This is a genomic window from Paenibacillus baekrokdamisoli (assembly GCF_003945345.1).
Taxonomy (GTDB): Bacteria; Bacillota; Bacilli; order Paenibacillales; family Paenibacillaceae; genus Paenibacillus_Z; species Paenibacillus_Z baekrokdamisoli.
Window position 1 is genome coordinate 6,557,295 of record NZ_AP019308.1, and the last position, 13,024, is coordinate 6,570,318.

Annotated in this window: 14 protein-coding genes and 1 other annotated feature; of the genes, 11 read left to right on the forward strand and 3 right to left on the reverse strand. The window is 46.1% G+C overall.

Annotation, left to right across the window (positions count from 1 at the left end; genetic code table 11):
• Window positions 1-32 precede the first annotated feature (32 nt).
• Window positions 33-482, forward strand: a complete 450-nt coding sequence (locus EKN16_RS28885; protein WP_125664700.1) for a RidA family protein — start codon at window positions 33-35, stop codon at window positions 480-482.
• A gap of 102 nt (window positions 483-584) precedes the next feature.
• Window positions 585-823 (forward strand) — a binding site (T-box leader).
• A gap of 44 nt (window positions 824-867) precedes the next feature.
• Window positions 868-2,049, forward strand: coding sequence for an aminotransferase class I/II-fold pyridoxal phosphate-dependent enzyme (locus EKN16_RS28890; protein WP_125664702.1), 1,182 nt, complete (start codon window positions 868-870; stop codon window positions 2,047-2,049).
• Between the two features lie 25 nt (window positions 2,050-2,074).
• Here EKN16_RS28890 and EKN16_RS28895 read toward each other — a convergent pair whose 3' ends face one another.
• On the reverse strand, window positions 2,075-2,479 hold the full coding sequence (locus EKN16_RS28895) for a VOC family protein (protein WP_125664704.1): 405 nt from the start codon (window positions 2,477-2,479) through the stop codon (window positions 2,075-2,077).
• 121 nt (window positions 2,480-2,600) lie between these two features.
• Entirely contained in the window at window positions 2,601-3,947 is a 1,347-nt protein-coding gene (locus EKN16_RS28900; protein WP_125664706.1) for a helix-turn-helix domain-containing protein, read from the reverse strand.
• Between the two features lie 222 nt (window positions 3,948-4,169).
• Here EKN16_RS28900 and EKN16_RS28905 point away from each other — a divergent pair, with 222 nt between their 5' ends.
• From EKN16_RS28905 to EKN16_RS28935, 7 genes are all read left to right on the forward strand, one after another.
• Window positions 4,170-5,261 carry an alanine racemase gene (locus EKN16_RS28905; RefSeq protein WP_125664708.1) on the forward strand — a complete coding sequence of 364 codons (1,092 nt, stop codon included), beginning with the start codon at window positions 4,170-4,172 and terminating at the stop codon, window positions 5,259-5,261.
• 13 nt (window positions 5,262-5,274) lie between these two features.
• Complete coding sequence (locus tag EKN16_RS28910; protein WP_125664710.1) at window positions 5,275-6,867, forward strand: N-acyl-D-amino-acid deacylase family protein; 1,593 nt, start codon at window positions 5,275-5,277, stop codon at window positions 6,865-6,867.
• A gap of 57 nt (window positions 6,868-6,924) precedes the next feature.
• Window positions 6,925-7,386, forward strand: coding sequence for a RidA family protein (locus tag EKN16_RS28915; protein ID WP_125664712.1), 462 nt, complete (start codon window positions 6,925-6,927; stop codon window positions 7,384-7,386).
• 253 nt (window positions 7,387-7,639) lie between these two features.
• Complete coding sequence (locus EKN16_RS28920) at window positions 7,640-8,047, forward strand: DoxX family protein (protein ID WP_125664714.1); 408 nt, start codon at window positions 7,640-7,642, stop codon at window positions 8,045-8,047.
• Window positions 8,044-8,688: an alpha/beta hydrolase gene (locus EKN16_RS28925; protein WP_125664716.1), complete on the forward strand. Its 645-nt coding sequence runs from the start codon at window positions 8,044-8,046 to the stop codon at window positions 8,686-8,688. Before EKN16_RS28920 ends, EKN16_RS28925 begins: the two co-directional genes overlap by 4 nt.
• 41 nt (window positions 8,689-8,729) lie before the next feature.
• Window positions 8,730-9,518 carry an SDR family oxidoreductase gene (locus EKN16_RS28930; RefSeq protein ID WP_125664718.1) on the forward strand — a complete coding sequence of 263 codons (789 nt, stop codon included), beginning with the start codon at window positions 8,730-8,732 and terminating at the stop codon, window positions 9,516-9,518.
• 141 nt (window positions 9,519-9,659) lie between these two features.
• A complete protein-coding gene (locus EKN16_RS28935; RefSeq protein ID WP_125666765.1) occupies window positions 9,660-10,043 on the forward strand; it encodes a VOC family protein in 384 nt (127 codons plus the stop codon).
• 39 nt (window positions 10,044-10,082) lie between these two features.
• Here EKN16_RS28935 and EKN16_RS28940 read toward each other — a convergent pair whose 3' ends face one another.
• Entirely contained in the window at window positions 10,083-10,475 is a 393-nt protein-coding gene (locus EKN16_RS28940) for a winged helix-turn-helix transcriptional regulator (protein ID WP_125664720.1), read from the reverse strand.
• 113 nt (window positions 10,476-10,588) lie between these two features.
• On the opposite strand from EKN16_RS28940, the gene EKN16_RS28945 reads away from it, so the two are divergent.
• Window positions 10,589-11,602 (forward strand): zinc-dependent alcohol dehydrogenase family protein, encoded by a 1,014-nt coding sequence (locus tag EKN16_RS28945; RefSeq protein WP_125664722.1) that lies wholly within the window; start codon window positions 10,589-10,591, stop codon window positions 11,600-11,602.
• A 318-nt stretch (window positions 11,603-11,920) separates the two neighbouring features.
• Window positions 11,921-13,009 (forward strand): 3-phosphoserine/phosphohydroxythreonine transaminase, encoded by a 1,089-nt coding sequence (gene serC, locus EKN16_RS28950; RefSeq protein WP_125664724.1) that lies wholly within the window; start codon window positions 11,921-11,923, stop codon window positions 13,007-13,009.
• Window positions 13,010-13,024: the final 15 nt, after the last annotated feature.

The window sequence follows — 13,024 nt, forward strand, 5'->3', positions numbered from 1 at the left end:
TTTACCAACCTATATATCGTGGAGGGATGAGCATGTCGGAAACAGTTGAAGCTCGATTAGCGGAGCTTGGCATTGTGCTGCCGGAGGCAAGCGAGCCAGCGGCTAAGTATGCGAACTATGTGATCTCCAATGGCTTACTGTTCATATCTGGGAAGGGCCCTGCTGGGAAACCAAAGGGCAAGCTCGGACAGGAGTATACTACCGAAGAGGGATATCAATTCGCAAGACTGGCCGGAATTGAGGTTCTCGCAGTATTGAAGGAAGCTCTTGGTAGTCTGGACCTCGTGAAGCGTGTCGTCAAAATTCAAGGCTTCGTCAATGCGGTACCAGAATTCGAGGAGCCGCATAAGGTGTTGAATGGATGCTCGGATCTTATACTTGAAGTCTTCGGCGAGCGAGGTCTTCATGCTAGGTCGGTGCTTGGCGCGAGCACATTAAGAGATAATCTCCCCATTGTGATCGATTCCATTTTTGAAATATAGGAGACTAAGCAGCGGAACAATCAGGAGAACCATGCTTCCAAAAAAATATATTGTAATTCCAATCACTTGTCGATATAATAACCAACAACAAACACAATAGCTTTACATTCGTTGACGAGAAAGAGTACGTTATAGCCCTGATCGAACAGAGAGTTGGGATTGCTGAAAACCAACGTTCGGGTCTAAACGGAAAGCCATCTCCGAGAAGCAGGCTGAACCTTGAGTAAGCTCTGCCGCATTTCCAGCGTTACTGGGAACACGTATTGATGGATACGTGAGCGGAGTGTCACGACTTTGTCGTGGAACTAGGGTGGTAACACGGGTATAAACTCGTCCCTTTATAGGGGCGGGTTTTTTTTGTTGTTCACAATAAGGAGGGAAGAGCATGAAACCATTCGATATGCAAGCATTACTCTCACCGAACGTCGTGAAGATTCCGCCTTCTGGCATCCGTAAATTTTTCAGCTTGGCTGAAGGAAACAAGGATATGATCTCACTTGGCGTGGGTGAACCGGATTTTGTAACACCAGAGCATGTAAGGGAAGCCTGTGTGCGTGCCCTAGAGAAGGGAAGAACGACCTATACGCCCAATGCGGGTCTATTAGAGCTAAGAGAAGAGATTGCCCACTATTTAGATACAGGCTTTCAATTGAAATACGAGCCCGAGAACGAAATCATGGTTACGGTTGGAGGGAGTGAAGCAATCGATTTGGCTTTTCGTGCATTGCTTACTCCAGGTGACGAGATCATTGTTCCCACACCAAGCTATATCGCTTACTCTCCACTGACCGCTCTGAATGGCGGGAAGGTTGTTGAGGTCGAAACTTCAGCCGACAATCAGTTCAAGCTAACGGCAGAATCGCTGCTTGAGAAGATAACGCCTCATACCAAGGCATTGATTATTAACTATCCAAGCAATCCAACTGGCGCTACGATGACCTACGAGGATTGGATTCCCATTGCGAAGGTAGTAGAGGAACATAACCTTATCGTCATCTCCGATGAGCTCTATGCTGAGCTTACCTATGATCAGAAGCACGTAAGCTTCGCTTCCCTTCCGGGGATGCTGGATAGGGTGCTGGTCATTGGCGGTTTCTCCAAAGCCTTCGCCATGACGGGGTGGAGAATTGGATATGCCTGCGGTAATCCGGCTTTGATAGCTGCCATGCTGAAGATTCATCAATACACCGTACTTTGTGCACCTATCCTTGGACAGATTGCGGCGATTGAGTCATTGCGTAATGGGCTTGCAGATAAAGATTTCATGAGAGATTCGTTCAATCAACGCAGAAGGATGTTTGTTCGTGGATTACAGGATATCGGTCTATCCTGCCATGAACCGCAGGGCGCGTTCTACGCTTTTCCATCCATCGTTAGCACTGGAATGAGCTCGGAGCAATTTGCAGAGTTTTTGATTAACAAGGCGAAGGTAGCGACCGTTCCGGGCAATGTGTTTGGCTCAGGCGGGGAGGGTTTCATACGCTGCTCTTACGCCGCCTCCATTTCCCAATTGGAAGAGGCGCTGAGCAGAATCGAACGCTGCTTGAAGGAAGCACGCGTGAATTAATTCTCGTTGTTGATTAGATGGCTATCTATTCCTTGCAGATCATGAGGAGATTATTATCCGGATCTTTAATAACGAACCAATGGTCAAACTGGATATCGGTCACTAAAGTAACCTGATTATCCTTTGCAAAACTATAAGAGGCTTGCAGATCAGTTGTGAGAAACATGAATGTGGGGGTCTGGATGCTAGGAGCGCCGCCAGGTTCCTTGCCGCCCCACATTGGCATGGTGTCGAGAATAACACCGGCACCTTCCATAGGAAGCGGACATAGGTGTCCATTCATAATCTCGCAATCTGGCGTTAGTCCAAGAAGCTTGCAGTACCATTCGCGTGCACGCTCAATATCTTTTACGGGGATAAAGACGCTGCCGATCTTGTTCTTGATGGGGCTTTTGACAGTGGTTGATGCTTGATGATCTTGCTCATTCATTGTTAATCCTCCCTTAATCATTTTCAGTGTATTGGGAATTAGTTGCGGCTTATAATTCTCGGATTCTTGTGCGGGTGTTGGGTTATGCTTGCTTGCATGCTGGTCCATAATAGAGCTCCTTTCATGATTTCGTAAGACGTACTGGAATACAGCAGGAAACGCAGGTTGTTCGCTCCAGATCCTCATTTGAACCAGGAATATACTTAGCATGCGCCGCTCTGAGATCGTCATGCTCATAGTCAGCATTCTGATAAAGCCAGCTATATAGTCTATCCATAACCCCAGTCATGGAGCCATATGCTGGAGTTGTCAGGCAGGCGTAGAGACCGCCTTCAATGATCTTATTTGCCTCTAGCAGGAGAGTAGAGCCCGGAAGTGAAATACTAAGTTCATACCAATAATCGTCACTAGTGGGTAGTACCCCGTAATTGGAGCTCATGTACAGCTGGATTTCCTCACTAACATCCATGGATAGCCTTCGATCTTGCAGCCATGCGGTGAGCTGTTCATCGGCCATCGTTTGACTGCGAGGTCCATCACAACGGAAGCTGCGTATGGGAACAGAGGGTATATCTATAATCTCAATCGAAGGCTGCTCCTTGGCCCGCTGAACAGGTAGAAAGAGCTTTAGTCGTGACACTTTTCCTTTGTAATGCATCCATTCTTCTAAAAAAGAGTGCTCACCCAGCGTGAAGGTGCTTTTGGGAAGCCACTCCGCAAGCAAGCGATTCCAAGAAGAAATAATCGTATGTGCGTTATCAGCAGCTGTTAAGCTGACGGCATATAGACCACCTGCGATAATAGCTGTTCGGTAATCGGGATTAAATGGTAGTAACGGTTGATTCAGCTCCGTATAAGTAGCCATAATCTCATATTCATGCTCATCATAAGAGTCAGAGGGCTCCACATTGCGTCCTATAATACGTGCATCAGCTAAAGGGAATCCCGACTCAGTCAGCTGACAATAGAAAGTGTGAAAAGCTTGTTCCTCTAGTCCTTCTCTTAAGGAAGAGCGATACCGATAAGTAAGCACAGGCATCGGCGCCATCCTTATGACCTTCACATCAGCGAATTGCTCGCTTACTTCCTTGAGCTCCGTATAGCTTACTTTCTCTAGCAGATTAACCCGTTCAAAGCTGTAATAAAGGGAGGCATCACGATAGGTGCCAGGCGTTAGCCCGACAAGCTTCTTGAATGATTTGGTAAAAGCTTGGTAGGATTCAAACCCGCATGTAATCGCAATATCTACGATTGGAAGCTTCGTTTGTCTGAGCAAAATAGCAGCCTGACTCGTTCGGCGTTTGCGGATATACTCCTTCAGCGGATGTCCGGTCATCGTATAGAACACACGGTACAACGATGGGACCGACATATAAGCGATGGCTGCAATCTGCTCTAGCTCTACATGCTCGTCAAGATGCTCTTCCATGTAATCAATCGCATTTTGTACCGCTTTAACGGCTTCCATATCCACCCTCTCTTCGGCAAGACTGTTTGAATTGCTTTCATCATACCAAATCGAATGTGGGGATAAGTGTATTATTTTATCAAGATCGACTCCTCTTCAGTTAAATGAATTCGCTGAGGCGAGATCCCGCTCTAGCTTTCTATTTATTACGGAGAGAAAAATGGTAATATATGTTTAGATAAATGAGTTGGGGACTTACTGCAATTCGAGGAGGATGATTACATGCTGGAGACTCCGTACGTTCTCATTAATGAGCAAAAGATGAAACGGAATATTGTCCGTATGGCGGAAGCTGTAAATCACCAGGGTGTTCAATTACGACCGCATGTAAAAACACATAAGATTCCAGACTTCGCGATGCTCCAGTTGGAAGCTGGAGCGGTTGGCATTACGGTAGCCAAGGTCGCAGAAGCGGAAATTATGGCAAGCCATGGCATAACGGATATATTCGTGGCTTATCCGATTGTTGTTCCTAGCAAAATTAAGCGAGTCATCCAATTAGCGAGAACGATAAGAATCATCGTTGGCGTGGATAGCCTTGAAGGCGCTAAGCGTCTTTCTGAAGCAGCAATTGAAAGTGATATTTCGCTAGAAGTACGTTTGGAGATCGATACGGGTCTATATCGTACAGGTATTGCACAGGAGAAAGCGCTGGAGCTTGCCCTACAAATCCAACAATTATCGAATCTTCGATTAACAGGCATTTTCACCTACCGTGGCGCAATGCTGAAGGGACTTCCGACTCTGGATATTCGCCAAGCGGGATTGGAGGAAGGGCTGTTGATGGCGACTTTAGCTAATGAATTAAGGGTAAACGGGATCGAAGTCACAGATGTGAGCGTGGGATCGACCCCAACTGGGCTATCCGCAGCTGAAGTACAGGGTGTAACAGAAGTAAGGCCTGGCACGTATGTATTTCATGACCGCATGCAGACACAGCTGGGCGTTTGCTCATTAGAGGAAGTTGCTGCTGCTGTTATTGCGACCATTGTTAGCATGCCTTCGGAGGATCGATTAATTATCGACGGCGGAAGTAAAACATTTGCGACGGATGTTCAGCCGGGTAACAAACCACTTGATTTAGTTGGCTTCGGGTATATTGTTAATGCTCCGGGCGCGGTGCTAGAGCGAATGAATGAAGAGCATGGCATTATCACAATCGACAAAGGGCATTCCTTTCAAATAGGCGACACGCTAGAAATTATCCCTAATCATATTTGCAGTACAATAAACCTTCATAATCAAGTGTATTTACAAAAGAACGATCACACCATAGAAAAGATAATCGTACTCGGCAGAGGTATGCTGCATTAAGGGAGGTCCCAAAATGTTGGATCTAATTATCAAGAATGGTAGGATTATTGATGGCACTGGAAATCCATGGTATCTAGGTGAGATAGGGGTCAAAGACGGCGTGATCACCCATGTAGGGAGGGCAGATCTCGAGAGTAGGAACATCATTGACGCCAAGCAGCAGGTCATTTCTCCTGGATTTATTGATGGGCATACGCATTCCGATCTATTGATTCTCGAACAACCGTTAAGTGAGATCAAGATGCAGCAAGGCGTTACAACAGAGGTCGTAGGAAACTGTGGACTTGCACCAGCTCCATGGTCCCATCAACATAAACATCTGCTCGAAAGCTATGTGGAGCCAGTCATAGGAAGTGCTTCATTCGCGTGGCCTTGGAAAACGGTTGAGCAGTATATGGAGGTTTTAGCTGGGTCAAAGCCTTCAGAGAATGTCGCAACTTATGTCGCTCATGGCGCTTTGCGCATTGCAGTCATGGGATTTGCCAATAGACCCGCAACCTCTGATGAAATGACACAAATGAAAAGGCTGCTGGAAGAAGGGATGAAGGCTGGGGCAATCGGACTTTCAATTGGTCTGCTCTACGCACCTGGGAGTTATACCTCAAAGGAGGAACTCGCGGGTCTTTGTCGTGTGCTGCAAAAGTATAATGGATTACTAGCCACTCATATTCGCGGGGAAGGCAACAATTTGATTCCTTCTATTCAAGAAGTGATATGGATAGCGGAGAAAAGTGGCATCTCGCTTCATATCTGTCATCTGAAGGCTGCAGGGAAGATCAATTGGGGGAAAATCCAAATTGCGCTTGACCTGATCGAAAGCGCAAGAGCAAGGGGGATGGATGTTACCTGCGATGCCTATCCTTATTCCGCAGGTTCTACCAGCTTAACCACCGTGCTTCCTCCATGGGTGCTTGAAGGCGGTATTACATGCACGTTGGAAAGGCTTAAGGATCCTGCCTTACGCAGCCAAGTGAAACAACAATTGATGGAAGAGCAAGTAGAATGGGATAACCTTGTAGTCTCCACGGGCTGGAACAGTATATTCATTTCAAGTATGAACTTCGTTACTAACCGTGGGCTGGAAGGGAAGCATATTCTGGAGATTAGTGAGATACGCGGCGTTGCTCCGATCGATTGCGCTCTGGATCTGCTTCTGGAGGAGGAAGGCAAAATCTCCATCGTTTACTTCCATATGTCAGAAGAGGATGTCAGCCAAGTGGTAACCTGGGATAAGTCGATCATCATCTCGGATAGCCTCGGTTGTGTGACCGGGAAGCCGCATCCGCGAACCTACGGGTCATTCCCGCGATTATTTGCTAAATATGTGCGGCAGGAAAAGCGGCTTTCGCTAGAACAAGCCGTTCGGAAAATTACATCCTTTCCGGCACAGCGCTTCAAATTAGGCAAAAGAGGGCTGCTCGTTCCTGGCTATCAAGCAGATCTGATCGTGTTTGATCCAGATACGATTACAGATCAAGCGACCTTTGAGGAACCCACTCAGATTCCAACGGGTATTTCCCATGTATGGGTTAACGGGATAAATACATTATCGCATCAGACCCACACGACAGCTAGACCAGGCTGCTTTATTCATGCGCATTTATAATTAAAGTTATAGAGATTGAATGATCATAAGGGAACAATCAAAAAGGAGAGATCAGATATGGCAAGAGTGGAGCAGATTTTAGCGGAAAAAGGAATTATACTAGGTGAGGTGCCAGAAGCAGTAGCGACATACGTTCCAGCCAAACAAGTTGGCAACGTGGTTTATACATCCGGCTGTGATTGCCGCATTAATGGTGTGCTAATGTTCGAAGGCAAGGTCGGATCCGACTTAACTGTGGAGCAGGGTTATGCGGCTGCAAGGCAGGTTGCCATCAATTTACTAGCCGTATTGAAAGCTCATCTTGGTGATCTAGATCGTATCAAACAGGTGGTCAAAATGCTGGCTTTTGTTAATTCGGCCAATGGATTTGTAGAACAACCGTATGTCATTAATGGTGCTTCTGATCTTCTAGAAGAAGTGCTGGGGGAAAAAGGCAGACATGCACGCTCTGCAATTTCTGCAAATGAGCTTCCTTTTAACACGCCGGTAGAAATTGAATTGATTGTTGAAGTGGAGTAATTTAATTCTATAATTTTAATGAAACTTCTTCCTCCTACGTTTAGTAGGGGGATTTTTTTGTTGTACGCTGATTCATATCGTAAGCAACGAAAAACCTCTACGCTCATCAAGCTCGATGCCACTTTTTATAAATATTACAAATAGAAATTTTAAATTAATATAAGGAATTTTTTATTGACTTTCTGGATTATGAAGTTTATATTGTTCATACAAACATTAGTTTTGTATTACAAATATTTTGGAGGTTGGGAAAATGAACAAAGTTTCTTTGGTAACCACGTTAATGCGAGTGGTGCTGGGTATATTATTTATCGCGCATGGTTACAGTAAGTTCCAAATGGGTCTTGGAAACGTGTCGGCGTGGTTTGAAAGTGCAGGAACGCCTGGATTCTTAGCCTATATTGCAGGTCCGCTTGAATTGTTTGGAGGCATCCTACTCGTTATCGGACTATTCACAAGATATGTATCCGCGCTTTTCATCATCATGCTGATCGGAGCTATCGTGACAATGAAGTGGTCATTAGGCTTACTTGGTAGTGGGGGAACGACCGGCTATGAGCTGGACTTGGCTTATTTAATGCTTACCGTATATTTAATGGCAGCAGGTTCGACCCAATTATCGGTTGATCACATTCTGTTTGGCAGAGGGAAACAGTCATGACACCTTTCTACGAGTACGACATTCATTTACCCGCTCAACTTGATCCAAACCGCAAGTATCCGGTGATTTTCACACTGCACGGTAAAGGGTCCAATGAACGTAATATGTATGATCTCGTAGAACCGCTATCGGACGAATTTATTATTATCGGAATTCGAGGAGATCTTACATTGGGAGCAGGATACCAATATTATGAGCTGAAGAGCCTTGGCAATCCGATTCGCGAGACATTCGATAAAGCGATTCACGAGCTTCAATCATTCATTAAGTATGCAACTGACCAATATCCAATTGATAGCTCCAGAAGGTATTTGCTCGGCTTTAGCCAAGGTGCAATCTTATCCCTTACACTTGCTTTGACGATGGGTGTACAATTAAAGGGGATTGCTGCGTTGAATGGATATATTCCTGATTTTGTGAAAACGGAGTACCCGCTGATGATTCTTGAGCAGGTGTCCGTCTTTATCTCCCATGGGGAGTATGATTCTGTGTTTCCGATTCGAATCGGAAACGAGACTGCAGCTTATATGAAACAACGGACGCCATTGTTCTCCTATGTTACCTATTTATCAGATCACGGTGTCTCGGCAGACAATCAACGTGATTTGCTGCAATGGCTTGCCCAGGATGCTGGAATATAGCATTTATTTAACAAATTCGATCATGACAAGAGGGATCAAACATGGATCTTGGACTTGCAAATAAATCGGTTTTTGTAGCTGCAGCAAGTAAAGGCTTAGGCAAGGCCAGCGCCCTTGAATTTGCTAAAGAAGGGGCAATGGTTACAATTGCCAGTCGAAGTATGGATCAGCTTGAACAAGCCCGAGAAGAGATATTTGCTTTGACGGGACGGGAAGTTACGATCGTCCAAATGGATGTGATGAATAAAGATGATATCCGCCACGCCATTCAAATTGCAGCTTCGGCAGGTGGTGGTCTGGATATCTTAGTCACGAATGCAGGAGGCCCTAGGAGCGGGAATTTCGCCGATATGACCGATTCAGATTGGCAGCAGGGGTTTGAGCTTAGTCTATTAAGCACGATTCGGATGATCAACGAAAGCTTACCTTATTTACGCTTAGCAGATGGAGGGCGAATTGTGAATTTGGCATCTACCTCCATCAAGCTGCCAATACCGGGGCTTATTTTGTCCAATGTATTTCGGGCAGGGGTTCAGTCGTTAACCAAGAGTTTAGCTGCGGAGCTGGCGCCAGATGGGATTCTGATTAACACCGTCGCACCAGGCAGAATTGCTACTGATCGCATTACTGAACTCGATAGGAAGCGAGCAAACGACCGCGGCTTCTCAATAGAAGAGATACAGGCCGAGGCAGCTATGCAAATCCCCTTAGGACGTATGGGCACGCCGGAGGAATTCGCTAAAATCGTTGTTTTTTACGGGTCATTTGCAAATTCCTATGTAACGGGGCAGACCTTGATTGTAGACGGTGGGATGATAAAAGCATTGTAATTTCCGCTTCTTGATGCACGCATGGAGTTATTCGGATAACGCTATTTCAATTTTTGAACCGCTCTTATTAAAGGGCGGTTTTTCTTTTGCACGAAAATGGTAGAATAGGTACAAATGACGGTTTGGGTGGTGAGCAAAGCGATGATTAAGCATGAAGGCATACATCATATTAGCCTGATCGTAACCGATCTTGAACGGGCAAAGACGTTCTATGAACAGATACTCGGCTTGTGCGAGATTCTGCGGCCGCCGTTTGATTTTCCCGGTGCTTGGTATGGCATTGGTGAAGATGGTCAGCAGCTGCATCTCATTGTCCACCAGGGAGAAACGAACCGCGTAGGCGGGATTGATACGCGGGACGGTCATTTTGCCCTGCGTGTGAAGGATTACGAAGAAACGATTGGGTGGCTTCAGCAGCATCATATAGCGCACAAGGCCAATCCTAACAGCATTACCGGGTTCGCTCAGATATTCCTGCTTGATCCGGACCATAACGTGATTGAGCTTAATACCGTTAGAGGATGACTTGATCAATCGATATGCAAAGACGCTTGTTCCCCGCTGCTAATTCGGGAAACAAGCGTCTTTTGTTCGATCATATTCTCTTCTCGCCTGCTTAACAGACGCATAATGATCAGTGGCCCATTGCTTGAATAAGCGCAGATGCGGTGTCATGGTTTGGCCAAGTGGTGTTAATGTATAGGTAACGAAGGGAGAGGCCGCCTCATGAACGTCACGGTTCACTAGCCCGTCTCTTTCCAGTTGACGGAGTGTCTGTGTGAGCATCTTCTGAGTGATTCCCGCGATTCGTCTTCTTATCTCTGCATATCGTTTAGTTCCGTCTTCAAGTGCATAGATGACAAGCGCTGTCCATTTGTTTGAAATGATATCGAGGACTTGACGATATGCGCAGGCCTCTATCGAGATGTCCGGATTCAAGATTTTCGCTTTTGCCATCCTAGTGTCCCTCCATTCATATGAAAATTTTGAGGTACTTTAAAGTGCCTACTTACATAATTTTAGTACATATAATATTGTATGTACATAGCCAATTGGAGGAGAGATGTAACATGAGAGCATTCGAAATTCAAAACGGTTTTGGTCTTAGCCATGTCGTAGCGGTAGAGCGACCGAAACCTACTCCCGGACCTGGAGAAGTACTGATAAAGATACACGCAGTGGCATTAAACGCGAGGGATTTGGGTGTCATTAATGGAGTTTATAATCCCAATCTGCAGCATCCGCTAATTCCAACATCGGATGGTGTCGGTGTAGTTGTGGCCTTAGGAGAACAAACATCTCGCTTCAAAATTGGAGATCGTGTAAGCGGGATATTCGTACAAGGCTGGATTACAGGAGACCCTTCGGAGAAAGTGCTGAACCAGTCTTTGGGAAGTCCGTTAGATGGCATGCTCGCGGAATATACGGTTTTGCATGAGGATGGGTTGGTTCATGTGCCCGAGCATTTGACGGATGAAGAGGTAGCTTCGCTCCCTTGCGCAGGGGTTACGGCATGGCATGCCATTGTTACGGAGGGCAAGGTCAAAGCTGGTGATACCGTTGTCGTACAAGGTACAGGCGGTGTTTCCCTGTTCGCTCTTCAGTTCGCAAAGCTCCATGGTGCAGCAGTCATTGTGACCTCCAGCAGTGATGAGAAGCTGAAGCAATCGAAGAAGCTCGGTGCAGATTACGGTATCAATTATCGCGACAACCCTGACTGGGACAAAGAGATATGGGAATGGACGAGTGGCCGCGGGGTAGACCATGTTATAGAGCTCGGAGGTGCCTCTACATTGAATCGTTCCGTTGCCTCCGTTCGGTTCGGTGGACAGGTAAGCTTGATAGGCCTCTTATCCGGGCATACCGTAGATGGCTTTAATATCATGCATGCCTTTCGGAAGAAAGTGAGGCTTCAAGGAATCAATGTCGGCAATCGTGATATGTTTGAAGCTATGAACCGCGCGATCAGTCAGAACAAGCTTCGTCCCGTCATTGACCGTGTATTCCCCTTCGAAGAGTCAGTTGAAGCGCTGCGTTATCTAGCGGAAGGCAGTTATTTCGGGAAGATATGCATTAAATTATAAGAGAATACTCCAAGATAAATGACACCCAAGATAAATGACTATTGACCAGCTTCCAATAAGAGGATATAATTCGTAGCAATAATCATACATGATCGAGCCTATGAAGAGCATCCAACTCGGAGGCGTTCTCGCCAAGAGGGATCAGGATTTGATTCCTTCTAAGTTAACCGGTACCGCCCGTTATCGCGGAACCAAGATGGAGAATGGCTTGTTGCCCAAGCGTTCTCAAATTGGGTGGCATCGCGAGCAACGCTCCTCGTCCCAATCGGATGAGGGCGTTTTTTGTGTTTTTACTCGTATATATGGGAGGAACAGGCGATGTCAAACAGACTTTTTAATTTCAATCCGGGTCCGGCTGCATTACCGCTTGAGGTTCTAATTCAGGCACAAGAGGAATTTGTAGAGTATCAGAACTTGGGCTTATCTCTAATGGAAATGTCCCATCGGAGTGCTGCGGTAGAGCAGCTGAACGAAGACACGCAGAAGCTTTTCCTTCAATTGCTCGGTTTGAAGAAGGGGTATCATGTTCTCTTCATGGGAGGTGGAGCGAGTACGCAGTTCGCCTTGGTGCCCCTGAATTTTCTTCCACCATATGCAGCAGCAGAGTATATTCTGACAGGCAGTTTCTCGGAAAAAGCATATTCGGAGGCTAAATTTATTGGTGCAGCCCGCCTTACAGCAAGTTCGAAGAATGACAAGTGGAGTAAAATTCCAAGCATGAATGAGGTAGAGATTGATCGAGCCTCCGCTTACCTTCACATCACGACGAACAATACAATCGAAGGATCGCGATATAACGAACTGCCGACAACAGGAGATGTCCCTTTGATTGCGGATATGACGAGTGATCTTCTAAGCCGCAAACTTCCGTTCCAGCGCTTTGCTATGATTTATGCCGGTGCTCAAAAGAATCTGGGCCCTGCTGGAGTCACCGCAGTTATCATAAAGGAAGAGATGCTGCAGCGCGCATCCTCCAGCATCCCTCAGATATTACGATATGAGACCTTTGTGAAGCATCAATCTCTCTATAACACACCGCCAGTCCATTCCATTTATATGATGAAATTAGTATTGAATTGGACACAGAAACAAGGTGGTATTGATCAATTGGAGCAGAGAAATACGGAGAAAGCCCGCTTACTGTACGATGTAATTGATGCTAGCGGCGGTTTCTATCAAGGAATCATCAATAAAGAGGATCGGTCGCATATGAACATGACTTGGAGAATGGCGAGTGAGGAAATGGAACAACGCTTTATTGCGGAGTCGGAACAAAATGGTTTTGAAGGATTGGCAGGGCATCGAAGTGTCGGGGGATTACGCGCTTCTTCCTATAATGCAGTCTCCCTTCAGGCTTGTAAAGCTCTGGCAGAATTCATGATTGAGTTCCAGCGGATGAATGGATGAGTAGATTGGAAATTA

What these genes read in the sequence shown, in the direction of transcription:
- EKN16_RS28920 (WP_125664714.1), top strand. Translation starts at nt 7,640, where the DNA reads ATGAACAAAGTTTCTTTGGTAACCACGTTAATGCGAGTGGTGCTGGGT.
- serC (WP_125664724.1), top strand. Translation starts at nt 11,921, where the DNA reads ATGTCAAACAGACTTTTTAATTTCAATCCGGGTCCGGCTGCATTACCG.
- EKN16_RS28905 (WP_125664708.1), top strand. Translation starts at nt 4,170, where the DNA reads ATGCTGGAGACTCCGTACGTTCTCATTAATGAGCAAAAGATGAAACGG.
- EKN16_RS28945 (WP_125664722.1), top strand. Translation starts at nt 10,589, where the DNA reads ATGAGAGCATTCGAAATTCAAAACGGTTTTGGTCTTAGCCATGTCGTA.
- EKN16_RS28890 (WP_125664702.1), top strand. Translation starts at nt 868, where the DNA reads ATGAAACCATTCGATATGCAAGCATTACTCTCACCGAACGTCGTGAAG.
- EKN16_RS28915 (WP_125664712.1), top strand. Translation starts at nt 6,925, where the DNA reads ATGGCAAGAGTGGAGCAGATTTTAGCGGAAAAAGGAATTATACTAGGT.
- EKN16_RS28935 (WP_125666765.1), top strand. Translation starts at nt 9,660, where the DNA reads ATGATTAAGCATGAAGGCATACATCATATTAGCCTGATCGTAACCGAT.
- EKN16_RS28900 (WP_125664706.1), bottom strand. Translation starts at nt 3,947, where the DNA reads ATGGAAGCCGTTAAAGCGGTACAAAATGCGATTGATTACATGGAAGAG.
- EKN16_RS28940 (WP_125664720.1), bottom strand. Translation starts at nt 10,475, where the DNA reads ATGGCAAAAGCGAAAATCTTGAATCCGGACATCTCGATAGAGGCCTGC.
- EKN16_RS28885 (WP_125664700.1), top strand. Translation starts at nt 33, where the DNA reads ATGTCGGAAACAGTTGAAGCTCGATTAGCGGAGCTTGGCATTGTGCTG.
- EKN16_RS28925 (WP_125664716.1), top strand. Translation starts at nt 8,044, where the DNA reads ATGACACCTTTCTACGAGTACGACATTCATTTACCCGCTCAACTTGAT.
- EKN16_RS28895 (WP_125664704.1), bottom strand. Translation starts at nt 2,479, where the DNA reads ATGAATGAGCAAGATCATCAAGCATCAACCACTGTCAAAAGCCCCATC.
- EKN16_RS28930 (WP_125664718.1), top strand. Translation starts at nt 8,730, where the DNA reads ATGGATCTTGGACTTGCAAATAAATCGGTTTTTGTAGCTGCAGCAAGT.
- EKN16_RS28910 (WP_125664710.1), top strand. Translation starts at nt 5,275, where the DNA reads ATGTTGGATCTAATTATCAAGAATGGTAGGATTATTGATGGCACTGGA.